Source organism: Halorussus halobius (genome assembly GCF_004765805.1).
GTDB lineage: Archaea > Halobacteriota > Halobacteria > Halobacteriales > Haladaptataceae > Halorussus > Halorussus halobius.
On the sequence record NZ_ML219773.1, the window covers coordinates 1,268,242 to 1,292,921 of the forward strand.

At 69.9% G+C, this 24,680-nt stretch carries 21 protein-coding genes; 11 read left to right on the forward strand and 10 right to left on the reverse strand.

All coding sequences use genetic code 11. The features are described from left to right. Window positions 1-40: 40 nt before the first annotated feature. The 3 genes from EPL03_RS06435 to EPL03_RS06445 form a co-directional block, all read right to left on the reverse strand. Window positions 41-1,480 (reverse strand): hypothetical protein, encoded by a 1,440-nt coding sequence (locus tag EPL03_RS06435; RefSeq protein ID WP_135828492.1) that lies wholly within the window; start codon window positions 1,478-1,480, stop codon window positions 41-43. Beyond that, the gene (locus EPL03_RS06440) at window positions 1,473-2,216 is read right to left on the reverse strand and encodes an ABC transporter ATP-binding protein (protein ID WP_135828493.1); all 744 of its coding nucleotides are present in this window, start codon (window positions 2,214-2,216) and stop codon (window positions 1,473-1,475) included. The genes EPL03_RS06435 and EPL03_RS06440 overlap by 8 nt, the downstream gene beginning before the upstream one ends. Before the next feature lie 89 nt (window positions 2,217-2,305). Then, the gene (locus tag EPL03_RS06445; protein WP_135828494.1) at window positions 2,306-3,496 is read right to left on the reverse strand and encodes an MFS transporter; all 1,191 of its coding nucleotides are present in this window, start codon (window positions 3,494-3,496) and stop codon (window positions 2,306-2,308) included. A gap of 260 nt (window positions 3,497-3,756) precedes the next feature. Here EPL03_RS06445 and EPL03_RS06450 point away from each other — a divergent pair, with 260 nt between their 5' ends. Next, a complete protein-coding gene (locus EPL03_RS06450; RefSeq protein WP_135828495.1) occupies window positions 3,757-5,049 on the forward strand; it encodes an AI-2E family transporter in 1,293 nt (430 codons plus the stop codon). 66 nt (window positions 5,050-5,115) lie between these two features. Here EPL03_RS06450 and EPL03_RS06455 read toward each other — a convergent pair whose 3' ends face one another. Next, window positions 5,116-5,403, reverse strand: coding sequence for a helix-turn-helix transcriptional regulator (locus EPL03_RS06455; RefSeq protein ID WP_135828496.1), 288 nt, complete (start codon window positions 5,401-5,403; stop codon window positions 5,116-5,118). Window positions 5,404-5,582: 179 nt separating this feature from the next. On the opposite strand from EPL03_RS06455, the gene EPL03_RS06460 reads away from it, so the two are divergent. Beyond that, a complete protein-coding gene (locus EPL03_RS06460; RefSeq protein ID WP_135828497.1) occupies window positions 5,583-5,873 on the forward strand; it encodes an amphi-Trp domain-containing protein in 291 nt (96 codons plus the stop codon). A 309-nt stretch (window positions 5,874-6,182) separates the two neighbouring features. Here EPL03_RS06460 and EPL03_RS19835 read toward each other — a convergent pair whose 3' ends face one another. Both EPL03_RS19835 and EPL03_RS06465 read right to left on the reverse strand, forming a co-directional pair. After that, window positions 6,183-6,329 (reverse strand): hypothetical protein, encoded by a 147-nt coding sequence (locus tag EPL03_RS19835; protein ID WP_168216193.1) that lies wholly within the window; start codon window positions 6,327-6,329, stop codon window positions 6,183-6,185. 97 nt (window positions 6,330-6,426) lie between these two features. Further along, entirely contained in the window at window positions 6,427-9,213 is a 2,787-nt protein-coding gene (locus tag EPL03_RS06465) for an AAA domain-containing protein (RefSeq protein WP_135828498.1), read from the reverse strand. A gap of 600 nt (window positions 9,214-9,813) precedes the next feature. Between EPL03_RS06465 and EPL03_RS06470 the strand changes: the two genes are divergently transcribed. Next, the gene (locus EPL03_RS06470; protein ID WP_135828499.1) at window positions 9,814-10,566 is read left to right on the forward strand and encodes a DUF7117 family protein; all 753 of its coding nucleotides are present in this window, start codon (window positions 9,814-9,816) and stop codon (window positions 10,564-10,566) included. 45 nt (window positions 10,567-10,611) lie between these two features. Here the strand turns inward: EPL03_RS06470 and EPL03_RS06475 are convergent, their stop codons facing one another. The 3 genes from EPL03_RS06475 to EPL03_RS06485 form a co-directional block, all read right to left on the reverse strand. Next, window positions 10,612-11,733 (reverse strand): pyridoxal phosphate-dependent aminotransferase, encoded by a 1,122-nt coding sequence (locus EPL03_RS06475; RefSeq protein ID WP_135828500.1) that lies wholly within the window; start codon window positions 11,731-11,733, stop codon window positions 10,612-10,614. Between the two features lie 75 nt (window positions 11,734-11,808). After that, window positions 11,809-12,348 (reverse strand): CBS domain-containing protein, encoded by a 540-nt coding sequence (locus EPL03_RS06480; RefSeq protein WP_135828501.1) that lies wholly within the window; start codon window positions 12,346-12,348, stop codon window positions 11,809-11,811. A gap of 58 nt (window positions 12,349-12,406) precedes the next feature. Further along, window positions 12,407-12,787, reverse strand: a complete 381-nt coding sequence (locus EPL03_RS06485; RefSeq protein WP_135828502.1) for a DUF555 domain-containing protein — start codon at window positions 12,785-12,787, stop codon at window positions 12,407-12,409. A 349-nt stretch (window positions 12,788-13,136) separates the two neighbouring features. Here EPL03_RS06485 and EPL03_RS19840 point away from each other — a divergent pair, with 349 nt between their 5' ends. Together EPL03_RS19840 and EPL03_RS06490 are read left to right on the forward strand one after the other, a co-directional pair. Beyond that, on the forward strand, window positions 13,137-13,304 hold the full coding sequence (locus EPL03_RS19840) for a hypothetical protein (protein ID WP_168216194.1): 168 nt from the start codon (window positions 13,137-13,139) through the stop codon (window positions 13,302-13,304). Window positions 13,305-13,391: 87 nt separating this feature from the next. Beyond that, entirely contained in the window at window positions 13,392-14,120 is a 729-nt protein-coding gene (locus EPL03_RS06490; protein WP_135828503.1) for an Ntn hydrolase family protein, read from the forward strand. A 60-nt stretch (window positions 14,121-14,180) separates the two neighbouring features. Here EPL03_RS06490 and EPL03_RS06495 read toward each other — a convergent pair whose 3' ends face one another. Further along, window positions 14,181-15,728 (reverse strand): hypothetical protein, encoded by a 1,548-nt coding sequence (locus EPL03_RS06495; protein ID WP_135828504.1) that lies wholly within the window; start codon window positions 15,726-15,728, stop codon window positions 14,181-14,183. A 237-nt stretch (window positions 15,729-15,965) separates the two neighbouring features. Here EPL03_RS06495 and ligA point away from each other — a divergent pair, with 237 nt between their 5' ends. The 6 genes from ligA (at window position 15,966) to EPL03_RS06525 (ending at window position 24,631) form a co-directional block, all read left to right on the forward strand. Then, window positions 15,966-17,834 (forward strand): ATP-dependent DNA ligase LigA, encoded by a 1,869-nt coding sequence (ligA, locus tag EPL03_RS06500; RefSeq protein WP_135828505.1) that lies wholly within the window; start codon window positions 15,966-15,968, stop codon window positions 17,832-17,834. 76 nt (window positions 17,835-17,910) lie between these two features. Next, a complete protein-coding gene (locus EPL03_RS06505; protein ID WP_135828506.1) occupies window positions 17,911-18,141 on the forward strand; it encodes a hypothetical protein in 231 nt (76 codons plus the stop codon). 73 nt (window positions 18,142-18,214) lie between these two features. Beyond that, window positions 18,215-20,332, forward strand: a complete 2,118-nt coding sequence (locus EPL03_RS06510; protein ID WP_135828507.1) for a DHH family phosphoesterase — start codon at window positions 18,215-18,217, stop codon at window positions 20,330-20,332. Window positions 20,333-20,626: 294 nt separating this feature from the next. Next, on the forward strand, window positions 20,627-22,282 hold the full coding sequence (locus EPL03_RS06515) for a tRNA uridine(34) 5-carboxymethylaminomethyl modification radical SAM/GNAT enzyme Elp3 (protein ID WP_135828508.1): 1,656 nt from the start codon (window positions 20,627-20,629) through the stop codon (window positions 22,280-22,282). A 156-nt stretch (window positions 22,283-22,438) separates the two neighbouring features. Then, window positions 22,439-23,683, forward strand: coding sequence for an outer membrane protein assembly factor BamB family protein (locus EPL03_RS06520; RefSeq protein ID WP_135828509.1), 1,245 nt, complete (start codon window positions 22,439-22,441; stop codon window positions 23,681-23,683). 78 nt (window positions 23,684-23,761) lie between these two features. Beyond that, on the forward strand, window positions 23,762-24,631 hold the full coding sequence (locus EPL03_RS06525; protein WP_135828510.1) for an MBL fold metallo-hydrolase: 870 nt from the start codon (window positions 23,762-23,764) through the stop codon (window positions 24,629-24,631). The last annotated feature ends 49 nt before the right edge of the window (window positions 24,632-24,680 follow it).

A 24,680-nucleotide genomic window follows, 5' to 3' on the forward strand; every position in this document is an offset into this window, starting at 1 on the left:
TGATAAGTCTTCTCCGTGAGTGCGACGACGCCGTCGGAGGTCAGTCCCGGCGATAGCGGCGCGTCCACTTCGGAATCGCGCGCCAATAGAGCGCCACGCCGACGCCCGCGAGCCCGACGCCCGCGAGCCCGACGCCGGCGAGGAGGCCGGTCGGGACGGGCGCGAGCGCGAACCCCACGACGAGGATCGGAACCAGCGGGACGACCATCGCCGCGCCGAAGGCGGCGAACGGACCGGCGTCGAAGAGGAACTCGTTGGGCGACAGCCCCGCGAGATACGCGGTCGTCCCGACGACGTAGCAGGCGACGCCGACCAGCAGGACGGCCCCGACGACGGCTTCGAGCGGCGGCGTCCCCAGCCAGCCGAGCGCCACCGCGTAGAACGCGAGGCCGACCGGCGGCCCGAGCGGGACGAACGCCCGGAACTTGGCCGCGAACACGTCGCCCACGGTCAGCGGGTGGGCGAGGGAGGCGTCGACGTCCTCGGACTGGGTGAGCCAGTTGTAGGTCGTGAACCCCGACAGGCCCAGCACCGCCCCGAACGAGACGCCCACGGACGGCGCGACGCCGGTTATCCGGCCGGCGAGGTCGACCAGTCCGACCGTGACCCCGAACAGGACGGCCGCCGAGAAGCCCACCTTCCCGACGCCGCCGGCGCTCCGGCGGAGGTCGAGCAGCGTCTTGGCCGCGACCGGGTCGCCGACCCGGGCCAGCCACCGCCGGAACGCGGGGGCGACCGTGCGCGCCGGTCGGCTCGCGGCCGGGTCGACGGCGGCGGCTCCGGCGACCGTGACCGTCACGACCAGCGCCGCGGCCGCGCCGACGTGCGGGAGCGTCGGGTCGCGGAACGCGCCGTAGGGCGTGTAAGCAAGGAGGTCGACCCCGCCGACCCACGCGGCGGCGGCCGCCGCGGCGACAGCGGCCAGCAGCGCCAGCCCCCGGACGCCCCGATTCGAGAGGCCGAGGCCGGTCAGCGTCGTTCCCATGCCGAGCACGAACGTCGCGGCGAGGCTCGCCCAGAGGCCGAGCGCGAGCTCGGCCGCGACCAGCGGCCCCAGTTCGCCGACGCCGAGCAGCCCCGAGGCCGTTCCGAGCGCCATCGGGAACAGGAACAGCAACGCGTAGTAGACGACGTCCTTGAGGACGAAGACGCCGAGCAGCCGGCCCGGGGACAGCGGGAGCGTCCGGGCCGAGGAGACCAGCAGCGTCACGTCCCCGAGCAGGTCGTCGAGCGCGTCCCGGCCGACGAGGCCGACCGACCCCGTGTGGAGGCCGAAGACGAACGCCAGCGCGTGGAGCCCGGCCAGGACCGTCCCGGTCGCCGTCCCCGTACTCGCGAGCAGCGCGGCCCCGCCGGCGGCGAGGGCGGCGACCAGCACGGGGAACGCCGCGAAGTGGCCGCCGCCGAACAGCCGGCTGTGGAGTCGCCACTCCTCGCGGACCATCTCGCGGAACGCTCGGCGGGTCCGACCGTCAGCCATGGAGCGGGGCACCCCGCTCGACCGTCTCGTCGACCCGGTCGAGGAACACGTCGAGCAGCGTCTCGCCCGCCGGCAGGTCCGCCGGGCGCACGTCCGCGACGAGGTCGCCGCCGTAGACGACGCCGACCCGCGAGCAGAGGTCGGCCGCCACGTCCACGTCGTGGGTCGTGAGGACCAGCGTGTTGCCCGCCTCGCGGTAGTCGCGCAGGAACCGCTTGACCCGCTCCTGGGCGATGGGGTCGAGGTTGGCCAGCGGCTCGTCGATGAACACGACGTCGGGGTCGTGGAGGAACGCGGCGGCGACCATCACCTTCTGCTGTTGGCCCCGCGAGAGGTCCGACGACAGGTGGTCGAGCCGGTCGGCGAGGCCGAGCCGGTCGGCCCACGTCCCGGCGCGCTCGTCGACCGTCTCGTCCGGCATCCCGCGAACCGCGCCGACGAACTCGAAGTACTCGCGCGGGGTCAGGAAGCTCGGCGGCGACGCCGCCTCCGGCAGGATGCCGACCCGCTCGCGGACGGCCGTGGGGCGCTCGACCGGGTCGACGCCCGCCACCGCGACCTCGCCGGCGTCGGGGACGGTCCGGCCGGTCAGCACCTCCATCGTCGTGGTCTTGCCCGCGCCGTTCGGCCCGAGCAGCCCGAACAGTTCGCCCTCCTCGACCGAAATCGAGAGGTCGTCGATGGCCGTGACGCCGCCGTAGGTCTTCCGGAGCGCCTCGATGTGGATGGCTGGCACGTGACTTCCGGGGGTTTCGCCTCCGATATCAAATAACTGCTGGCGGGCCGCCGTCCCCGTGCGGCCCCCTTCGGCGGGCCCCCGCTCGCTCAGTCGTCGACCGCGCGGGCCGACGGTCGGCCTCGCCCGGAGGTGATGCGCCGGACCGGCCGGAAGGCGAGGAGGGCGATGGCTATCTCCAGTCCGCCGGCCGCGAGGAACGCCGGGAGGTAGCCGTACGCGCTCGTGACGAGGCCGCCCACGAGGAAGCCGCTCAGCATCCCGAGGCTCCCGAACACGTTGAATCCGCCCATCGCCGCGCCCCGTTCCTCGGGCGGCACGATGTCGGTCACCAGCGCCATCGTGGTCGGCGAGACGAACGCGCCACAGACGCCCACGACGACCATCAGCCCGGCCGCGAGGGGGTAGCTCGGCGCGAGCCCGACCGCGATTATGACGACGCCGTACAGCGTCGACCCGCCGACCACCGGCAGGAACCGGCCGATTCGGTCCGAGAGCGAGCCGACCGGGTACTGCAACACCGCGAACGGGAGGAAAAACAGCGCGAGCGTGACGCCCGCCTGCGCCGGCCCGACGCCCTCGAACGCGTCCTGGAAGTAGGCCACGCCGGTCAGCGCGAAAAAGCCCGCGGTCAGCCGGTCGATGTAGCCGAACGCGAACGGGACGAGCAGGTCGGGACGGGCGCGGACGCGGTCGACCAGCGCGTCGACCGGGAGGCCGTCGCCGGGGCTCCGGTCGGGAACAGTCGCCGCGAGGGCGGCGACGCCGGCGAGGATGGCCGCGCCGCCGTACACCGGCCAGAGCGGGTCGACCGACGCGAGCTGGCCGCCGACCACCGACCCGAGCGCCGCGCCGAGCCCGATGGCGGTGCCGGCCGCGCCCATGTTCCGGCCGTGGCCCGACGAGAGGTCCATCAGCATCGTGATCGCCAGCGAGAACGCGCCGATGGTGAACGCGCCGCCGAGCACGCGCAACACCAGTACCGCGCCGAATCCGAGTTCGAGTCGCGGGACCAGCGCGACCCCGAGGTAGCTGGCCGCGCCGCCGACTCCCCCGAGGACGACCAGCGGCGTTCGGACGCCGAGTGCGTCGCTCAACAGCCCCCAGAGGACCGCACAGATTACGAACGCGCCGAACTCCGCGACGAGGAACCACGTCCGGGCGAGGATGCCGTCCCCGCCGCCCAGTGCGACGACCGTCGACTCCAGCCCGGGGTACAGCAACACCTGCGAGACGAGGACGCCCCACACGACTACGGCGAGGCGCGAGCGGTCGCTCATCCGAATCGGCTCCGGGCGGGCGCGGCGTCGGCGCGGCGATTCGACGGTTCGCTCGACGGACCCGGGCGGGCGGGCGGGACCGGGCGCGTGCGGTTCGCGACGTGCGTCCGCGACGGTTCGCCACCGGCGGTCGGATAGGTGGCCGGTCGGAACGCCATGTGCTAACCGAGCGATTAGCCGGGGGTAAATCTTGTCACTCGTGGGGACGGGCGGCGGTCTCACTGCGAAGATTTTTATCCTATCGCTTCGCTGGCGGGAACATGGTGGCCGGCTGGAACGTCGAGCGCTCGCGGGTCGGGTGGTGGCTCGTCGGGCTGGCGCTCGGCGCGGCGATACTGTTCGTGTTCTACTCGTTCGTCGGCACCTTCGTCTTCGGCATCTTCGTCTACTACGCCACGCGGCCGGTGTACCGGCGAATCCGCCGGCGGGTCCGGCCGCCGAGCCTCGCTGCCGGGACGTCGCTGCTCGTGCTCGCGCTGCCGGTCTTGCTCCTGATGGCATACACCGGAGCCATCGCGCTCCAGGAGTTCAACAGGCTCGTCAGACGGATCGACGTCGCGCTCGTCCAGTCGGCCATCAGGCCCTACGTGGACATCTCGTCGCTCGCGCGCAGCCCCGAGGAGCTGCTGGCGAACCCCGACCCGGCGCTGTTGCAGGACGTCGGGATGGCCGCGCTGGAGTACGCCGGCGTCCTCGGCACCGGCGCGCTCCACCTGTTCGTGATAATCGTCCTCGCGTTCTACCTGCTCCGGGACGACCACCGGCTCTCGCGGTTCGTCCGCCGGCAGTTCGCCGACGAGAGGGGCGTGCTGACGACGTACGTCCGGGCGGTCGACCGCGACTTCAACAGCATCTTCTTCGGCAACATCCTGAACGCGTTCGTCACGGGCATCATCGGCGCGGCGACCTACAACGCGCTCGACCTCGCCGCGCCCGCCGGACTGGGCGTGCCCTACCCGACCGTTCTGGGCCTGCTCACCGGGGCGGCGAGCCTCGTTCCCATCGTCGGGATGAAGCTGGTCTACTTCCCGGTGTCGGCGTACCTCGGCGTCCGGGTCGCGACCGGCGACCCGACGGTGCTGTGGTTCCCGATGTCGTTCTTCGTGGCCTCGTTCGTGGTGGTCGACTCCATCCCCGACCTCGTCCTCCGGCCGTACGTCTCGGGCCGGAACCTCCACCTCGGCATGGTGATGCTGGCGTACATCTTCGGCCCGCTGCTGTTCGGCTGGTACGGCATCTTCCTCGGGCCGATGGTACTCGTGCTGGTGGTCCACTTCGTCCGCATCGTGCTCCCGGAACTGGTCGCGGGCCAGCCCATCGAACCGTGGGCGGTCGACCCGACCTACCTCCTCGACGGGGTCGGGGACCCCACCGCCGGCGAGGGGACGGCGGCCGATGGTGCCGGGACGGACGCGACCGCTCGAACGGACTCGGACGGACGCTCGACCGCGGAACCAGCCACCGACCCGACCGGGTCGGGCGGCTCCCCGTCCGACTCGGGACGGGACGAGCCGCTGGACGAACCGGTCAGCGAGCCGCCCAACGACGACTGACGGGACTGCGGACCTGCGCCGGGCCGGCGACCGTCGGGGTGTGGATGCTCGGGACTCTCGCCGGCCTCAGGCCTCCGCGCTGGGATTCACGTACTGGGACTCCCACTCGCGGCGGGCCTCGATCTCGCGGGTCCCGCGCCGGGTCAGGGCGTAGTAGTTGGTGCGGCGGTCGAGTTGTCCCTTCTCGACGAGGCCCTTGTCGACGAGGGTGTCGAGGTTGGGGTAGAGCCGGCCGTGATGAATCTCCTTCTCGTAGTACGATTCGAGTTCCTCCTTGATGGCCAGCCCGTGTGGTTCGTCCAGCCCGGCGATGGCGTACAGCAGGTCCCGCTGAAACCCCGTCAGGTCGTACATCGGTACCGTACCAATCAGGCCGGCGACCTCCAAGAAGATGACGGCCCACCGTCCCCGACGCCGGACGGGCACGTCCGAGACGCGCCGAATCGGACGGTCGCGGTCGCGAACGGTGACCTCGTCCGGCGGGGCTCGCGAGCGACCGCGGACTTATGTCCGGCGACCCCATCGGTTCGCGTATGCCCGAAGAAGTCCTCTTCGAGACCGAGCAGCGCGCGTCCCGCGACGACGTCGCGGCCTACCTCAGGACCGTCGCAGAGAAACTGGAGGCGGGCGGGTCGGTCACGCTGTCGGCGGGCGACCAGTCGGTGACGCTCGACCCGCCGACGGAGCCGACCTTCGAGGTGAAAGCCGAGCGCGAGACGCCCGGCGGTGGCGGCCCGGGCGAACTCAGCGTGGAGTTCGAGCTGGAGTGGGACGAGGACGCGAGCGGTGCCGACGGGTCGGACGCGTCGCTCGACATCGAGTGAGTCGTTCGCGGACGGTTACCAGTCGCCAGCGTGTAGCAGCGCCGCCGAGTAATCGAGCCACGGACCCGTCGCTACGAGTCGTGAAAACGGATATGGAAAGGAAAGCGGAACGCGCGGGGGTGAAAACGCCCCGCGAGACCGCTTGCCGCCCTGAATTGGTCCCCGCTGACGCTTCGGCCCTCCAAGCGAAGCGTCAACTGAACCAAGCCGCCCTAGCACCTTAAAGCTAACGTCCTCGGTGACGCGCACCGGTTTCGGAGCGAAACCGCAGTCTCCGACCGGGAGACGCCACCCTGTCCCCGTCGGCCGTCAGATGTGTTCTTCCTCCAACGCCCATCCGAGCGCACGCTTGTAGTACGTGAACATCTGACGGACGCCCTCGTGGCGCATCTCCTCGTCGTCGAGGTGCTCTTTCAGGAACTCGTACTGCTCGCGAATCTCCTCCTCGTCTCGCATGGGCAGCCCTTCGGCTCCCGTGCCTATGAGTCCGGGGGACTCGACCGGCGGCGGCCCGTCTCGCGGTCCGCCCGCCGGCACGCGGGGGCCTGGCCCGTTAGGTCGCCCACTCGACCATCCGGTCGTAGAACTCGTCGGTCCGCAGGGCCGCCTCGTCGCCGACCAGCACCAGCGACTTCTTGGCGCGGGTCAGCGCCACGTTGATTCGCCGGTAGTCCTCGAAGATGGGGCTATCGAGGTCGTCGGTGGCGACGAACGACACGACGACGACCTCCTTGCTCGACCCCTGAAAGCGGTCCACCGTGTCGACGGTCACGCCGTCGGGGGTTCGGCGGCCGATTTCCGCGACCTGCGCGCGGAACGGCGCGATGACCCCGACCTCGGTCGGGTCGACGCCCGCCGCGAGGAACGCCTCGACCACGCGGGCCACGCAGTCGGCCTCCTCGGGGTTGGTGTTGCCCTCGGCCCGCCCGTCGGGGTCCACGAACGAGACGCCGCCGTTCCGGAGTTCGGGGGACAGTTCGTCGACCGAGACGTCCGGCAGGTCCGCGAGTCGCTGGCCCGCGACCTCGCCGGTCGCCGGGCGCAACTCGCCGTCGTAGAACTCCCGCGAGGCGAACGACTGGATGCGCTGGCTCATCCGGTACTGGCGGTCGAGCAGCACGCTGGCCTCGGGGTGGGTCTCGACGAGGCGCTCGAACAGCGAGGTCGAGAGGTCGGTCGCTCCCGGACCGTCGCTCGCGGGCCCGCCCGTCTCGTTCGCGGGTCGAGACGCCGCCGACCTCTCGCGGTCCCTGCTGCCCGACCGGACCACGGGCGGCAACTGTTCGTGGTCGCCCACGAGGACGAACCGGTCGGCGAGGTTGACCGCCGCCAGCGTCGCGGGTTCGGTGAGCTGCGAGGCCTCGTCGACCAGCGCGACGTCGAACGACTGTTCGCGCATCACGCGGGACCCGCAGGTCGCGGTCGTCGCGGCCACGACGCTTGCCTCCCGTAGCTCCGCCGCGCGCTCGCCGGGGTCGCCCGCTTGCTCCAGTCGGAGGTCCTGCATGTCCTCGCGGACGCCGCTCTCGGTCCCGACCCGGACGAGGTCGGCGGTTTCACCGCCTCCGTTTCGTTGCGCCTCCGCCGCAACGCCGTCTTCGAACCCCTGGTCGCGCAGGGCTTCGAGCGCGTTGTCCACCGCGCGGTTGGTGAACGCCGAGAGGAGGACCCTGTTCCCGTCCTCGACCAGCGCACGAATCGTCCGCGCGATGGTGTAGGTCTTGCCGGTGCCCGGCGGGCCGTGGACCAGCGCGAAGTCCTCGGCGTCGACCGCGAGGTTCACCGCCTCGTTCTGGGCCTCGTTGTTGTCGACGTAGGTCGGGTCGTCGTCTCGGGGGTCCTCGGCAAACTCGGGGTCCTCGCGGCCGAACAGCACGTCCTTCCGTCGGGGGTCGCCCTTGAGCAGGAAGTCGTGGAGCGCGGTGAGCATCCGGTCGGCCGACAGCTCGGAGGGGTAGACGTCGAGTCGCCGCACGGCCACCGGTTCGTCGGCGGTGACGACGACTTCCTCGTCTAAGCGCTCGACTCTCGCCAACTCGGCGTGACCGTTCACGGGGTCGCCGTCGCTGGCCAGCACCACGTCGCCCTCCCGAATCTTCGAGACGGCTCCGCCGGTCCGGTCGGCGCGTAGCTCCCACCGACCGCCGTCGAGTTGGCGGCGACCGGCGGGTTCGAGGTCGACCAGCGCGCGGTCGTCGTCGGCGCGCTCGGCGGCGGTCTGCTCCCAGAGCTTGGCGTACTCGCGGTGGGTCGCCCGGCGCTCGTCCTCTATCAGTCGGTAGAGGCGGTCGAAGTACTCGCGCTCGGCCTCGGGGATGGCCTCGCCGATCTGGCCCGCTTTGGACTCTTGGTCGAGCCGGCCTGACACCACCATGCAGGTGTCCTGCTCGAAGCAGTACTCGCAGGTCGCGTCGGCCTCGTACCCCGTGGGCACGTCCGAGTCGTACTCCATGGCGGCGATTTCGTTGCGCGTTCGCACCACGAACTTCAGGAGGCCGTCGCCGATGGAAAACTCCTTGGCGGGCGAGAGGTCGCCGTCGGCCTCGCTCCGGTCGAGCGCGCTGTTTTTGGTGTACAGCAGCGTGCCGGTGTCGACCGGCACGCCCTTCTCCTCCAGGAGGAGCCCGTAGCAGGCCGCCTGAATCTTGTCCTGAAACCGGGGGTCGCGCTTGAGGTTCTTGCCGGTCTTGAGTTCGACCGGCATTCCGCGCCGGAGCGCGTCGGCCCGGCCCTTGATGCCGAACCGCTCGCTGATGAGCGTCTGCTCGCTCCGCCAGTCGTCCTCCTCGGTCAGCGCGCCCTGTTGGAGCCAGCCCTCGATTGCGCTGGCGTTCTGGCGCACCTCCTCGGCGACTTCCTCGCGCTCGCGTCCCAGCAGTCCGAGTTCGAGGCCGGCCTCGCCGACGCGTTCCTCGATGGACTCGTCCAAGTCACGACCGCGGAGCAGGTCGCCGAACACCTCGTGGACGATGGTCCCCTTGACCACGGGGTACGCCAGCGGGACGCCCGAGAGCTTGTTGAGGTAGTACATGCGCGGGCACTGGACCCACGACCGGACGTCGGTCACGTCCACCAGAAAGGCGGGCTCGACCACGACGTACGAGTCCCCGCCGGTGGCGTAGGTGGTCTCGCCCCGGTACTCGTCGGTCTCGACCTCGGTCACCAGCAGTTCCATTCCGGGTTCGAGCAGGGCGGCGCTCTCGGTCCACTTGCCCCACAGCGTGACGCGCCTGTCGCCGTCCTCGGCGCGGACCGTGACCTCGGCGAGGTCGCGCTCGCCGTACTGCGTGTCGACGGTCTTTGGTTCGCCCGCCTCGACGACTTCGCCCCGTACGTTCACGGGAACCGGTTGCGCGCGCCGGTAGAAAATCCCGTCGGTCCTCGGGGTCGGGTTCGACGGTCGGAGGTCACTGGCGCTCCGCACGCAGTCGACGGACGTTCCACGTCAACTGTCCAGTCAGGCGCGCTGGCGCGACCCGCGAGTGGTCGCGCCAACTGCGCGAGGGAGGGGCGCGCTCGTGCGCCCCGAGGCTGGGGAGGCGTGAGGCTCCCGCTGGGCGGTCGCGGTTGCGGTCACTCATCGGCTCAAGCAGTAGCTAGCTTCTTCGCATCGTCTCCAGCTGTTTCAGGACGGACGAGGCTAGCTACTGCCTCGACATATGAGAACCGCACCGCTCAGCACCGCGACCGCGAACCTCACGCCTCCCCAGCCTCCTCCCTCACTTCGTTCGGTCGTCCCTCGCGCGAGTTGGCGCGACCACTTGCGGGTCGCACCAGCGCGCGCCGACGTGGAAGATAAGAGCCAGTGCGCGCCGGACGCACCAGTTCTTGAAAGCGCGCCGAATGGAACCACGTTTGACAGCGCACACCGCCCGCGACAATCGAGCCGTCCCGCGTAGAGAGCGACCGTGTTTTGTGGCGCGCGCTCGAACGAGCGAGCATGAAGGTTCGCGGCCAGCGCGAGTGTGGGGACTGTGGCGCGCGGTGGTCCTACTACGACACCGGGAGCGTCGAGTGTCCCGACTGCGGGAGCCTCCGGAGCGTCGGCGTCGACGACGAGCGCCGGCTTCACACCGACAGCCCCGCCGAGTTCGACCTGAGCGAAGCGCGCGAACTGGTCGACGCCAAACCCCTGCGAGAGGTCGCCGACCGCGCGGGCGAGGTCGCTCGCGCCTACGTCCGCCAGCGCGGGTTCGTCCGTGGCGGCGACCTGCTCGCACTCGACGACACCTATCTCGCCGCGCAGGAACTCCGCCACGCGGCCGACGTGGTGCGGCGCGGACTCGACGTGAGCGACGACGAGGAGTGGTACTTCCTCGAACTCCTCCGGAGCGCCGACGCCGAGGACGGCCCGACCCGGCCCGCGTCCGACGAAGTTCCGGCGTCGATGCATCCGATTCGCGGGCTGGCGGCCGCCGACGCCGCCGGGGAGTACCGGAGCGAGATGAGCGACTGGCTCGACGCGGCGGCCGACGACGCGAGCGCCGGGACGGGCGTCGACGCGCAGGCCGCCCGGAACGCGCTGGCGACGCTCGAAACCCACGTTAAGCGCGTGCGGGCGCTGGAGGGCGACGTGGAGCCGGCCACCGCCGACCGTCTCGTGGCGGCCGCTCGGGACGTGGGACGATACCTCCGCGAAGCCGACGCGGACGCGCTGGCGAGCGCCCGCGACCGGTTCGACCGACTGGCGTGAGCGGCGCGGTCGGCGAACGGCTCCGTCCTACCGAACGGCTCCGTCCTACCGAATCGCCTCGGTCGCCCCGCGCATGACCTCGATGGCCTCCTTCAGCGTCTCGAGGTCGGTCGCGTACGAGATGCGGGCGTGGCCCGCGCCGTGGTCGCCGAAGGCCTCGCCCGGCACGACCACGACGCCCCGGTCGATGACCTCGTCGACCCAGCCGTCGGGAACCTCGGGCATGGCGTAGAACGCGCCCTTCGGGGTCGGGCAGTCGATTCCCATGTCGGCGAAGCCGTCGAGCAACACGTCCCGGCGCTCCTCGAACGCGGCGACCATCTCCTCGACGGGCTCTTGGGGCCCGGCGAGGGCGGCCTCGGCCGCGAACTGCGCCGGGGCCGAGGCGCAGGCCTGCGCGTACTGGTGGACCCGGAGCATGCGCTCGATGCGGCGCTCGCTCGCGGCGACCCAGCCCAGCCGCCAGCCCGTCATCGAGTAGGTCTTCGAGCAGGCGTTGACCACGACCACGTTGTCCGACTCGGCGAACTCCATCGGCGAGTGGTGGTCGCCCTCGAAGACGATGTGTTCGTACACCTCGTCGGAGAGACAGAGCACGTCGTGTTCGTCGGCGATGCGTGCGAACTCCCGCACGTCTTCCTCGCTCTGGACCGCGCCGGTCGGGTTCCCCGGGCTGTTGACCACGAACGCGGCGGTGTCCTCGGTGATCGCGTCCTCGACCGCTCCGGGGTCGAGCGTCAGGTCCTCGCGTAGCGCCACGGGAACGGGTTCGCCGCCCGCGAGTCGGGTCAGCGCGTCGTAGGCGACGAAGCCGGGGTCGGGGATGAGGACCTCCTCGCCCGCGTCGACGTGGGCTTCGAGCGCGAGGTGGAGCGCCTCGCTCCCGCCGGCCGTGGCGATGACGTCCGCCGGGTCGACCGAGAGGTCGTTGTCCCGCTCGTGTTTCGCGCTGATGGCCTCCCGAAGCTCCCGGGTCCCCTTGTTCGAGGTGTAGGCGTCGGCCTCGCCCGCCTCAATTGCCTCGACTGCGGCCTGCCGGGCGTGTTCGGGCGTGGGGAAGTCGGGCTGGCCCAGTCCCAGGTTGATGGCGTCGTCGCCCGCCGCCTCGAACACTTCGCGGATGCCGCTGATCGAGACCTGCTCGACTCTGTCGGAGAAGCCGGTCATGGCCGGGAGTGTGAGGGCTGTGATGATAATACTTGATGTTCCGGAGGTGACCGACCCCGAACCACTGCGATAGGATTAGGACAACCGCGCCGCGATGTCGGCCTCCGTGATGATGCCGACGGTCTCGCCGCGCTCGGTGACGACGACCGCCTTGTGGTGGCCCAGGTCGGTGCTGAGTTCGTCCAGCGTCGCGGTCCGGGACTTGGTCGGGAAGCTCTCGCCCATGAACTCCCGGACGGGCTGGTCGCGGGCGTCCTCGCCCACGCTCATCAGGTCCTCGAAGCTGATCGAGCCGACCGGGATGCCGTCCTTGATGACCGGGAGCTGGGAGAACCCCTCGTCCTGCATGGTCGAGACCGCCTCGCTCACCGAGTCGTCGGGGTCGACGCTCACGACCGCCTCGTGCATCAGGTCCTCGGCGCGCACGATGTCGCCTTCCGACTCCGAGAGGGCGTCCACGATGCGCCGGAGCGTCGACAGCCGGGGGTCGACGTCGCCGCCCTCGATGCGGGCGATGAGCGGCTGGGAGACCTCCGCGCGGTCGGCCAGTTCGCTCTGGGTCAACCCGAGTTCGGTCCGGCGCTCCCGGACGTCCTGGGGCGTCGGCAGTTCCATGCCATCCGATAACTACTGGTTATAGATAAAGCTTCGGACTGCGATTCGCGGCGAGGGACTACTCGCCCTCGTCGCCGAACTCCACGTCCTCCTCGTCCTCGTACTCGATGGTCTCGACCACTTCGAGGGGGACGTCCCGGAGCGCGCCGCCGACCTCGCTCTTGGCGATGCGCTGGGCGTGCTCCTCGCCCTCGGCGTTGAAGACCTTCATTTCGAGGAGGAGGCCGACGAGCGAGGTGCCGGCTGCGATGAACGCCGCGTCGAACGGTTCGCCGCAGGCCGGGCACGGCGTCGCGCCGACCTCGACCTCGACGTAGTCCATGTCCTGGTCGTTCAACCGCTTGCCGGCCTCGCTGACCGCGACGCCGATGGCGTCGTCGACGTCCTCGACGTCCCGAACCAGCCACGCCGCCTCCATCGCAACGAGATAGTTGCTCATACTCGCCGGTCGTTCCGAGAGGGTTCGTTCTTTTTGGTTTCGGCCCGGCGCTCGCGCGCCCGGCCAGTCGCGGAACTGCGCTGCCCGACTCGCGGGTCGGTCAACGACCGCGAGTCGGGCGCGCACGTGAGCCGGATAATCCCCATAAGTTATGCGTACGCCCGACGTCGCCAGTTCGACGCCTACGTTCGCGCGCCACCGAGTCCTGCCCTCGTTGGACGTTCCGCAAGTGGAATTGAATCGCACGACGGGAGCGACCCGAAATCACTGCGATAGATAATTATGTAATCTGAATTCAGCAATTCTTATACGTACGGTTGGCCGAGGGCCGTTCGAGGTACGAACCCCGATGCACACGCGGCTCACCCGTGCGATACTGTTCGCCCTGTACCAGACTAGCGTCGCGGCCAGCATCGCGTTGCTGCCCCTGGCCGTGCTGACCCGGCGGCTCGGCGTCACGCTGCCCGCCCACAGAATCGTGAAGCGACTGGAACACGCGTACGACGCGGCGGTCTGACCCGGCTTCTCGCGGACGTTCCACGCACCGTCGAATCGTCTTCCTGAAGAGTGGGATTTATCCGTACTGGCGGCCTACGGTTCGGTAATGCCAGCACCTATGCAAGGTTCCGACTTCTCCCAGAACGTGGCACGTCTCGAATCCGACAGCGTCGACCCCCACGAGCCCCGACTCGGCTCGCTTCCCGACCGCGAGGTCGACGCCTCCGAGGTCAAGGAACTCAAGACCGGGACCACGACCATCGGCCTGACGACGGCCGACGGCGTCGTCATGGTCACCGACAAGCGCGCGAGCCTCCAGACCATGGTCTCGAGCAAGACCGCCCAGAAGGTCGAGGCCATCCACCCGGCCGGCGCGCTCACCATCTCCGGGTCGGTGTCGGCCGCCCAGTCGCTCATCCAGACGCTCGAAGTGGAGAACAACCTCTACGAGACCCGCCGGGGCGACGACATGAGCATGCAGGCGCTCTCGACGCTGACGAGCAACCTCCTGCGCTCGGGGAGCTTCCTCGTCACGGTTCCGGTACTGGGCGGCGTCGACGAGGAGGGCGGCCACATCTACTCCTACGACGCGCTGGGCGGCATGACCGAGGAGACCTACAGCGTCTCGGGCTCGGGCTCGCAGTTCGCGCTCGGCGTCCTCGAGCAGGAGTTCGAGGAGGGTCTCGGTCAGGACGAGGCCCGCGAGGTGGCGATCCGAGCGCTCAAGAGCGCGGTCGAGCGCGACACCGCCACGGGCAACGGCATGTGGCTCGCCGAGATAGACGCCGACGGCGTCGAGATATCGGACTACGAGGACTACGACGACCCGCTGTAGACGCTGGGGCTGCGACTGAGGCTTTCCTTTCTCGCGGAACTCGACGACGCGGTGGCCGTCTCACTCCTCGCGAGTCAGTTCCGTGTCGCCCCGGCCGACCCAGTCGGCGAACGTCGCGTCGATGAGCGTTTCGGCCTGCCGGTCGACGTAGTCGCGCTGCATCCCGTACACCGCCGCCTCGAAGGGCTCGCCGTCGGCGAGTCGGTCGCGGACCCGCTCGCGCTTCCAACTGGCGGGCGTGACGCGGTGGCGGGCGCGCTGGCGGAGCGGGTAGAGGTACTTGGCGGCCTGCTGGTCCGAGAGTCCCCGCAACTGGAGGCCGTCCTTGGCGTGGGCGAAGATGTCGGCGTACACGTCCTCGTGGTCGGTGGTCTCCTCGCCCGCGTTGGTTATCCAGTAGATGTCGGCCGCAAGTCCCTCGCGGGCGGCGTCGTAGAAGTTGTCCCGCGCGACCACCCAGTCGAGGTGTCGGACCGGATGCTCGCGCCGGAACGTCGATTCGAGCAGGCCTGCGAACGCGGCCTGAAAGGCGATGGAGTCCCTGACCGTGGGCTGGGCCGCGATGGGACGGAACTCGATGCGGGCGTTGGCCGCCGACCGCGTGGCACCGCCGAACACCGGCCGGACCCACCGCCAGTAGGTGCCGTGCTTGTGCCGGAAGTGGGCGAACTCGTCGTCGAACCGGTCGCTGGTCTCGACCGGCATCGGGACGACGGTCCGGTCGGCCGCGATGCGCTCGACCGCCTCCTCGACGCGCTCGAAGTCGCGCGGGAACCGAACCTTGTCGCGGTCGTCGGGGCTGCTGTTGAGGACGGTCTCGAACACGCCGATGCGGTGTTCGTCCCAGCCGTCGTCGAGGATGGCCTCCGGGCTCGCGTCGGCGTCGTAGAGGTCCGGCGGGAACAGCGGCGAGTTGACCCCGAGCGCGAGCAGGGGGCCGGCGACCCGGAGCGCGTACTGGAAGTAGGTCGGCAGGTCCCGGGCGTGGGGCACCTGGTAGTGGGGCTGGATGGAGGTGATGAGGCTCTCGGGCATCACGGTGTCGGCGTCGAGGCTCACGTGCGGGGCGTCGAGTTCCATGGCGGTCCGGGCCTCGGAGTTGGCCATCGCGTGATACCGGACCGCGTCGCTCATGTTCGAGGCGACCTGGACGCCCCGGTCGGCCACGCTGTCGGTGAGGTACTCGCGGGCGGTCTCGCCCTCCGGCGGGATGGTCCACATCGCGTCGCTGACCAGCCGCATCCCCTCCGCGCCGGTGCGGTCCTCGGCCGCCGACAGCCGAGCCTTCACCTCGGCCTCCTGGGCGGCCAGTCCGTGGGGATTGAGCGGCTGCGGGCTGGTCGACATCTCGGCGTTGTGCAGCCCCAGTTCCTTCTCGAAGCCGATGAGGTCGAGCAGTTGCCGGGGGACCCGGCGGAGTTCGGCCGTCCCGGCGTCGACCGCGTAGAACTCGTACTCGAACCCGACGATGGCCTGGGGGTTGTCGAACGTCCCGTCGTCTATCTCCTCGACGATGACCGCGGCCTCCTGGTCGACCTGCGACTGGAACTGGTCGGGGTCGACCGACAGCACCTCCTCGACCCGGGTCGCGAGGTCGGATTCGGGCATACCCGCCACGTCTCCCGGAACGGTCTTGAAACCACGGGCCACCGCGGTTATCGGGCGTCGCTCGACGCCTCGCGCGCCGCGCTGGATTCGGACCCGAGACGGCCGGGACGTCGACGACGCCGCCCGTGCCGAGCGGAGGAGCGTTCGACGACGAGGCCAATGGCGAACGCGCGAACGGCGTCGCGAGCGGGGACCGACCCGCGGCGTTTAAATTCACCCGGTAAGTACTCCCGGTCGATGGAGTTCGGGGAGTTCGCGGCCGCGGCGGCCGAGGTCGAGTCGCTGAGCGCCGACACCGAGATAACCGAGCGAGTGACGGCCCTGTTCGAGACCGCGGGCGAGGCCCGCCGCGCCCCGGGCGACGAGACCGCGAGCGACGACCTCCCCGTGCTGGCGCGGTTCGTCCAGGGGCGGGTGTTCCCGGCGTGGTCCTCGCGAACCCTCGACGTCGGGCCGAACTACTGCTACGAGGCCATCGCGCGGGCCGCCGGCACCAACGTCTCTGCTGCGGACGTCGAACGGCGACTCGCGGACGTGGGCGACATCGGCGCGGTCGCGGCGAGCTACGACTTCGGCGGCCAGCGCGGGCTGGGAGCGTTCGCGTCCGGGGGCGACGGGCGTGACGACGTCGGCGATGGCGGAACGAACGACCTCACCGTCGCCGAGGTCGCCGACGAACTCGACGGCCTCGCGGCGGTCGAGGGGTCGGGAAGCCAGGGCACGAAGATAGACGTCCTTTTCGGGTTGTTCAACCGCGCGAGCAGCGAGGAGGCCCGGTATCTGGCGCGCCTCGTGCTCTCGGAGATGCGCATCGGCGTCGGCGAGGGCACCGTCCGGGACGCGGTCGCCGCCGCGTTCGACGTGCCGGTCGCGGCGGTCGAGCGCGCGCTCCAGGTGTCGAACGACTACGGCGAGGTGGCCCGCGTCGCCCGCGACGAGGGCGAAGCCGGGTTGGACGCCATGGACCTCGAAGTCGGGCGTCCCGTACAGGCGATGCTCGCGCAGGCCGGCACCGTCACCGACGCGCTCGACGACTGGGGCGAGGCCGCCGTCGAGTGGAAGTACGACGGCGCGCGCGTTCAGGTCCACCACGACCCCGACGGTCTCGACTGGGACGCCGGGGACGACGCCGCGGCCGGGGCTGGCGGCGCGACCGACGACCGCGAGGTCGCGGTCTTCTCGCGCAACATGGAGGACGTGACCGACGCGCTCCCGGAGGTCGTCGAGTTCGTCCGCGAACGCCTCGACGCGCCCGCGATTCTGGACGGCGAGGTCGTCGCCACCGACGACGGCGACCCACTGCCGTTTCAGGAAGTGTTGCGGCGGTTCCGCCGGAAACACGACGTCGAGCGCGCCCGCGAGGAAGTCGAACTCGACCTGTACGTCTTCGATTGTCTCCACGCGGGCGGCGACGACCTGCTCGGCGACCCCGTCACCGACCGCCACGCGCGACTCGAATCGCTGCTCGCCGGCGGGTCCGCGGGCCCAGCGGGCGCGGACAGCACCGACCCGACCGACCCGTCCTCGGGCGTCTCCGCGCTGTGGGTCGCCGACGACGCCGAGGAGATCGCCGACGTCGAGGCGGCGGCCCTCGACGCGGGCCACGAGGGCATCATGCTCAAGGACCCCGAGTCGACGTACTCGCCCGGTCGCCGGGGGAAAAACTGGCTCAAGCGCAAACCCGACGTCGAGACCCTCGACCTCGTGGTCACGGGCGCGGAGTGGGGCGAGGGCCGCCGGGCGAACGTCCTCGGCACCTTCCTGCTGTCGGCGCGGGCCGACGAGCCGGACGGCGGCGAGGACAGGGCGAGCGGGGGCGGCACGGAGTTCGAGACCATCGGCAAGGTCGCCACGGGCGTCACCGACGAGCAACTCGACGACCTGACGGACCTGCTCGACCCCCACGTCAGGAGCCAGGACGGCCAATCGGTAGACGTCGAGCCCGCCGTCGTCTTCGAGGTGGGCTACGAGGAGATACAGGCGTCGCCCACCTACTCGTCGGGCTATGCCCTTCGATTCCCTCGATTCCTCGGCGTCCGGTCGGACAAGGACCCGGCCGACGCCGACTCGCTGGCGCGGGTCGAGCGACTGGCCGAGATGCAGTGACCGACCCGCCGCCCACCCGTCACCGCTCTCGTTCGCCGACCCACCTTTAAGGAACTCGACGTTGGCCGTCTATCGGATGGCATCCGACGAGACCGACGACCACCGGAAGGCCGACCACTACCGCCACCCGGACGGCACCGACGAGATCGTGTTCGCTGCCGACGAGGGCCACGTCCTGACGGTCCGGGAGTACCGGCGCGTCGAGGAGTTCGAGCGGGCCGTCGCCGACGCCGACTACGTCGGTACCCACGAAGGCGTCGCGGAACTCCCCGGCGTCGAGGCGTTCGAGGACGGCCCCGAGGAGTAGGCCGGTGGCGCGACCCCGTCCGGATTCGTTTCGACAACCGTTTTAGGCCGGGGCTATTTTGGCCGCGTATAAGATGGGTTCGTGTATCATCTGTGGGGCTCCTGCCGACGGCGCGATCTGCGAGAGCCACGAGCAGGACGTCCTCTTCGAGTTCACCGGCAACAACCCGAATCAGTTGACGCCGGGTCGGTACTACAGCGGAACTGTCGACGGCTTCGCCGAGTTCGGCGTCTTCGTCAACGTCGGCGATCAGGTGACGGGGCTGCTCCACCGGAGCGAACTGGACAGGCGACTCGACTCGCTCGACTGGGACGAGGGCGACGAGGTGTTCGTGCAGGTCACCGGCGTCCGCGACAACGGCAACGTCGACCTCGGCTGGTCGCTCCGCCAGTCCGAACGCGAGTTCCGGGGCAAACTGCTGGACGACCCCGAGCGCGGCGCGGTCCTCCCCGACGAGCCCGACGACGGGGACGCCGCCGGGGCCGACGAGGGCCGCGAGACCTCGACCGACGGCGCAGGTGCGGCCGCCCGGACCGACGGGGACGAGACGGAATCCGCGTCGACCGACGAGACGGAATCCGCGTCGACCGACGAGACCGAAGCCGCGTCGACCGACGCGACGACTGACGCCGACTCGGGGACCGACGCCGAAACGGCGACCGACGAGTCCGAGCCGTCCCGGGTCCAGATCGCCACGCTGCGCGACCGCGTCGACGAGACCGTCCGCATCGAGGGCGAGGTCGTCGGGGCGCGCCAGACCGGCGGCCCGACGATTTTCGAGGTCCGCGACGAGTCGGCGACCGTCGACTGCGCCGCGTTCGTGGAGGCGGGCGTCCGGGCCTACCCCGAGGTCGAGACCGGCGACTTCGTGCGCCTCGACGGCGAGGTCGAACTCCGGCACAACGAGTTGCAGGTCGAGACCGACGACCTCACGGAGCTGGACGGCGACGACCGCGAGGCGGTCGAGACCCGACTCGAAGACGCGCTCCGCGAGGAGGCTCGTCCGGACGACGTCGACCTGCTGGCCGACCACGAGCCGGTGGCGGCCGTCCACGACCGCATCCGCGACGCCGCCGAGACCGTCCGCCGGGCCGTGATCGAGTCCCGGCCGGTCATCGTGCGCCACGACGCCACCGCCGACGGCTACGTCGCGGGGGCGGCAATCGAGCGCGCGGTCCTGCCGCTGGTGCGCGACGAGCACGCCCAGAGCGACGCCGAGTACCACTACTTCGACCGGCGGCCGCTCGAAGGCGGCGACTACGACATGGCCGACGCCACGAAGGACGTGACCCAGATGCTCGACAACCGCGAGCGCCACGACGAGAAGCTCCCGCTGTTCGTGGTCGTCGGGGCGGGCAGCACCGTCGAGTCGGCCGACGGGCTCGAACTGCTCGACGTCTACGACACGCCCCGCGTCGTCGTCGACGCGGGTTCGCCCGACGAGGGCGTGGCCGACCTCGCCGACGTGGTCGTGAACCCGCACCTCGACGGCGCGGACGCCGACGACGTGACTGCGGGCGTCCTCGGCGCGAACCTCGCGGCCCACGTCAACGACGACGTGCGCGGCGGGGTCTCCCACCTGCCGGCCGTGAGCTACTGGGACGAGGCCCCCGAGGCGTACGTCGACCTCGCCGCCGAGGCCGACTACGAGGACTCCCACACCGACGCGCTCCGCGAGGCGGTCGCGCTGGAGGCGTACTACCAGTCCTACGAGGACAAGCGCGAACTCGTCACCGACCTGCTGTTCGAGCACGACAAGCGCGACCTGGCCGAGCACGTCGCCGAGCAGTTCCGGACGAAGCTCGAGACCGAGATCGAGACCGTCGAGCCCAACCTCGCCATCCGGGGCGAGAACGACGTCTCCTTTACCGTCCTCGACACCGAGGCGTTCACCCACCGGTTCGACTTCCCGCCGACCGACCTCCTGCTCGACGAGATTCACCGGCGCGAACTCGGTGCCGGAGACGCGCCGGGCGACCACCACGTCACGCTCGGATTCGACGAGGACGAGATTCGCGTCCGGAGCGACGGTCGCGTGAACGCCCGCGCGGTCGCCGACGCGGCCGACGAGAAGTCCCCCGAGGCCGGCATCGCGGCGAAGGGTACTCGCGACGGTCGCATCGAGTTCCTCGTCGGCGAGCGCGACGCCGCGCTCGACGCCGTGGTCGAGGCTATCGCCGAACAGTTGTAGCGTACGAGTTCTCCTTCCTCGTCGCGGTCGTCGACCATCACGTCACGATACCCACCTCACCATCAGCATCGCTCACGTCGAACTGCCGTCGGGCTCGCTCGCGTTCCGAACCGCCGTCGGGTGGGACCGAAAGGGGCAGGACGCTTTCTACAGCCCACCGGTGAAACTGACGACGACGATCGCATCTCGGGACGTCCCGCCCGTATCCCGCCGGCCGGTGGCTTGTTCGACCGTCGCACTCCGGAGATTCGTAGACGACACTCTTATCCACCCGAACCGCCCAAATACGACCCAATGAGTACCGAGACGCCGGACGCCACCGAGACCGAGGCGTTCGAGCGAGTCTGCGAGGAGTTGGTCGAGCGCATCCTCGCGGGCGAAGTCGAGCGCGACGAGTTGGAGAGCGAGAAGCTGTCGGTCTGCTCGGAGCATTCGTCGCCCAAGGTCCCGAAGAACTCCGAACTGCTCGACTACGCGCCCGACGAGCGCCGCGAGGACTTGCAGGAAGTCCTCCAGCGCAAGCCCGTCCGGACCGCGTCGGGCGTCTCGCCGGTCGCCATCATGACCAGTCCCCACCAGTGTCCCCACGGCAAGTGTCTCTACTGTCCGGGCGGCCCCGGCTCGGAGTTCTCCTCCTCTCAGAGCTACACCGGCCACGAGCCGGCGGCCGCGCGCGGCGTCCAGAACGACTACGACCCGTACGGGCAGGTGACTCTGCGGCTCGAACAGCTCCGGGAAATCGGCCACCCCGTCGACAAGGTCGAACTCATCCTGATGGGCGGGACGATGACCGCCCGGAGCCACGACTATCAGGAGTGGTTCGTCAAGCGCGCGCTCGAAGCGATGAACGACTACGACGCCGACGCCGAACCCGAGCCCGCCGAGGACGAGAGCTTCGCGCCCGACCCCGAGACGGTCGACTTTCGGTACCTCGAAGACGTGATCGCCGAGAACGAGCAAAACGACGTGCGGGCCATCGGTATCACCTTCGAGACCAAGCCCGACTGGTGTGACCCCGAGCAGATAGACCGGATGCTCGATTTGGGGGGCACGAAGGTCGAAGTGGGCGTCCAGACCACCTACGAGCGCATCAACCGCGAGATGCACCGCGGCCACGGCGTACAGGCCTCCATCGACGCCAACCGGCGGCTCCGGGACGCGGCGTTCAAGGTCGGCTTCCACATGATGCCCGGCCAGCCCGGCATGTCCAAGGAGATGTGTCTGGCGGACTTCCGGCGGCTGTTCGAGGACGAGAAGTACAGGCCCGACTACCTCAAGATATACCCGACGCTAGTGGTCCGGGGGACCGCGACCTACGACTCGTGGCACCGCGACGAGTACGAACCGCTCCGCAACGAGGAGGCGGCCGAACTCGTCGCCGAGATAAAGTCGATGATTCCCAAGTACACCCGGCTCCAGCGCGTGCAACGGGACATCCCCGCCGACTTCATCGACGCGGGCGTCTGGAAGTCGAACCTCCGCCAGTTGGCCCGCCAGCGGATGGACGACCACGGCTGGGAGTGTGACTGCATCCGGTGTCGCGAGGTCGGGATGAACGACGCCGACCCCGAGACCGTCGACCTCGACGTGTTGACCTACGAGGCCGCCGGCGGCACCGAACACTTCATCAGCTACGAGGACCCCGAGAAGGACCTCCTGATAGGGTTCTGCCGGCTACGCGAACCCGGCAATCCCGTGCGTCGGGAACTGGCGAACGCCGCACTCGTCCGCGAGTTGCACGTCTACGGCCCGATGGTGGAGGTGGGCGACGAATCGTACGACTGGCAACACAAGGGCTACGGCCGGAAGCTCCTCCGGAAAGCCGAGGCGATGGCGGCCGACGCGGGCTACGACAAGCTCAGCGTCATCTCGGGCATCGGCGCGCGCGAGTACTACCGCGAGAAGCTGGGCTACCATCAGGACGGGCCGTACGTGAGCAAGCGGTTGTGACTGCTCTCGGCGACGGCGACCCCCCGTCAGTCGCGTCGCTCGCTCCCGGGGTCGCTCGCGGCTCGCTGTTCGACGTCACGGTCGGGCCGGCCGACCCGCCGACTCAGCGAAACCCGGCGATTTTTGTCCGTCGACGGACAGTCACCGGATGTCGACATGAGATCGCACACGCGTCGGGCCGTCCTCGGAGCGGCGGCTGGCGTCGGCGTCGGTTTCGCCGGCTGTACCGGCCTCGTCGAGGAGAGCCGCGACATCGTGGCCGACGACCGCACGACCGAATCGACACCCGAAACCACGACCACGCCCGAACCGTTCGACTCGGTCGACGGCCGGTGGGAACGCTACATGGGCGACCTCGGAGCGACTGGCAACACCGACGACTACGGGCCGGCGACCGACCCACGGACAGTCTGGCGGTTTCGAGCCAGCGACCACGTGGGGTCGCCGGTCGTCGCCGACGGGAAGGTCTTCATCGGCGACGACGCCGACGGCGTGGTCTGTCTCGACGCCCGCACTGGCGACCAAGAGTGGGAACTCAGGGAGTCGATAACCAACAGCCGGTTCGTCCGGTCGCTGGCGGTCCACGAGGACAGGCTGTACGCGTCGCTCAACTGGGGCGACCACAACACCCGACACTACGAGCTGTCGTTTTCGGGCGACGAACTGTGGCAGACCGGCAACCCGCGGAGCAACCGGACCACCGCGGTCGTGACGGACGCCCACCTCTACGCCGTCTCGGTGGTGACTCACGACGACGACGACATATTGCACGCGTTCGACCGCGAAACCGGCGAAGTCGTCTGGAAGACCGAGGACCCTCTCGACACCGACCGAACGGACACCGACGTCTACGGGCCGGTCGTCCACGACGGTCTCCCGTACGTCGGCCACGACGACTACGTGTCTTTGGTCGACCCGACCGACGGCTCCCCGCAGTGGACCGTCGAGATCGAGGACGGCGGGTACGCCACCGCGTTCCCGACCGCCGCCGACGACGCCCTCTACTCGGCACACGTACGGACCCTCGTCGCGCTCGACGCCGGGTCGGGCGAACACCTGTGGAGCGCGGACTTCGACTCCAGCATCAGAAACTCCGTCGCGGTCGACGAGGAGTCGGTGTACGTCGTGAACGCCAACGGGGCGTTCGCGCTCGACCGCGAGACCGGCGAGCGCCTGTGGTCGTACTCGCTCGAAGGCAGCCAGGACCGGTCGGCTCCGGTCGTGGGCGTCGACACCGTCTACTTCGGGATGGACCAGACGCTCCACGCCGTTACCGCCGACGGGGGCGAACAGCGCTGGACGATTCGGTTCGACGGCGAGATTCGCTCCGCGCCCGCGGTGGTCGGCAACAAACTCTTCGTCGGGGCCGGCGAGGAACTGGTCGCTGTCGGCGTCGAATGACTCGGCGTGAGACCGCCCGCACGTCTCGGCACGAGGTCGGGCCACCCGGTTTTAGTGCGCGAGCGAACTACCCGCCCCATGAAGCTCACGCTCCTCGGGTCGGGCGGCGACTCGCCGACGCCGATGCCGACCTGCGACTGCCGGGTCTGTGGGCCCGCCCGTGAGCGAGGTCGGCCCCACGCTCGCCTCGGCAACTCCACCTTCGTCCACGACGCGAACGCGGTCGTAGACGCGCCCGAGTCCCTCTGGGCGATGCTGAACCGCGCGGACGTGCGCGACGTCGACTACGTCTTCCTCTCGCACCACCACGTCGACCACGTCGGGGGCCTGCGCGTCGTGCAGGCCATCGGGCGGCCCGAATTTCCCGTCGCCGACTGGGACAACGTCGACCCCGCGACCGTGGTGATGAGCGAGACCACCTACGACCGACTCGACGAGTCGCTGGACCTCGAATCCGAGTACGACGAGATGGGGTACGCCGAGTTCGAGTTCCTGTCCGACGGCGAGACGATGGCGCTCGGGAACGGCGTCGGGGTGACGGGAATCGGCGCGCCGCTCGAACCGGACGGACCGGCGGACGCCGCGATGGGGTATCTCTTCGAGCAGGGCGGCAGTTCGGCGCTGATATCGCCCGACGAAACGACGCTGCTCGACTGCTCGAAGCTACCCGACGACCTCGACCTGTGGGTCCGAGAGTGCGGGCTGTTCCGCGAAACCGGCGCGGGCGAGCCGATTCTGACCGACGAGCTGTGGGCCGAGACCAGCGAGCGACAGACCACCTTCGAGCAGACGGTCGCGCAGGTTCGGAGGGTCGGGCCGGACCGCGCGATTCTGACCGAAATCGAGGAGATATACCGGCGGCGGCCCGACGAGTACGCGAAACTGGCCCGCGAGTACGACGACCTGAATCTGGCGTTCGGACGCGACGGGATGGACGTCGAGGTGTGAGAGGGCCTCCACCGACGCGGACCCGGAAACCAGCGTAACGATACGCCTT

Coding starts and splice junctions, on each gene's coding strand:
- EPL03_RS06460 (WP_135828497.1), top strand. CDS start 5,583: ATGCCCGAAGAAGTCCTCTTCGAGACCGAGCAGCGCGCGTCCCGCGAC.
- EPL03_RS06435 (WP_135828492.1), bottom strand. CDS start 1,480: ATGGCTGACGGTCGGACCCGCCGAGCGTTCCGCGAGATGGTCCGCGAG.
- EPL03_RS06485 (WP_135828502.1), bottom strand. CDS start 12,787: ATGAGCAACTATCTCGTTGCGATGGAGGCGGCGTGGCTGGTTCGGGAC.
- EPL03_RS06525 (WP_135828510.1), top strand. CDS start 23,762: ATGAAGCTCACGCTCCTCGGGTCGGGCGGCGACTCGCCGACGCCGATG.
- ligA (WP_135828505.1), top strand. CDS start 15,966: ATGGAGTTCGGGGAGTTCGCGGCCGCGGCGGCCGAGGTCGAGTCGCTG.
- EPL03_RS19840 (WP_168216194.1), top strand. CDS start 13,137: ATGCACACGCGGCTCACCCGTGCGATACTGTTCGCCCTGTACCAGACT.
- EPL03_RS06515 (WP_135828508.1), top strand. CDS start 20,627: ATGAGTACCGAGACGCCGGACGCCACCGAGACCGAGGCGTTCGAGCGA.
- EPL03_RS06480 (WP_135828501.1), bottom strand. CDS start 12,348: ATGGAACTGCCGACGCCCCAGGACGTCCGGGAGCGCCGGACCGAACTC.
- EPL03_RS19835 (WP_168216193.1), bottom strand. CDS start 6,329: ATGCGAGACGAGGAGGAGATTCGCGAGCAGTACGAGTTCCTGAAAGAG.
- EPL03_RS06470 (WP_135828499.1), top strand. CDS start 9,814: ATGAAGGTTCGCGGCCAGCGCGAGTGTGGGGACTGTGGCGCGCGGTGG.
- EPL03_RS06495 (WP_135828504.1), bottom strand. CDS start 15,728: ATGCCCGAATCCGACCTCGCGACCCGGGTCGAGGAGGTGCTGTCGGTC.
- EPL03_RS06510 (WP_135828507.1), top strand. CDS start 18,215: ATGGGTTCGTGTATCATCTGTGGGGCTCCTGCCGACGGCGCGATCTGC.
- EPL03_RS06490 (WP_135828503.1), top strand. CDS start 13,392: ATGCCAGCACCTATGCAAGGTTCCGACTTCTCCCAGAACGTGGCACGT.
- EPL03_RS06450 (WP_135828495.1), top strand. CDS start 3,757: ATGGTGGCCGGCTGGAACGTCGAGCGCTCGCGGGTCGGGTGGTGGCTC.
- EPL03_RS06505 (WP_135828506.1), top strand. CDS start 17,911: ATGGCATCCGACGAGACCGACGACCACCGGAAGGCCGACCACTACCGC.
- EPL03_RS06475 (WP_135828500.1), bottom strand. CDS start 11,733: ATGACCGGCTTCTCCGACAGAGTCGAGCAGGTCTCGATCAGCGGCATC.
- EPL03_RS06445 (WP_135828494.1), bottom strand. CDS start 3,496: ATGAGCGACCGCTCGCGCCTCGCCGTAGTCGTGTGGGGCGTCCTCGTC.
- EPL03_RS06455 (WP_135828496.1), bottom strand. CDS start 5,403: ATGTACGACCTGACGGGGTTTCAGCGGGACCTGCTGTACGCCATCGCC.
- EPL03_RS06520 (WP_135828509.1), top strand. CDS start 22,439: ATGAGATCGCACACGCGTCGGGCCGTCCTCGGAGCGGCGGCTGGCGTC.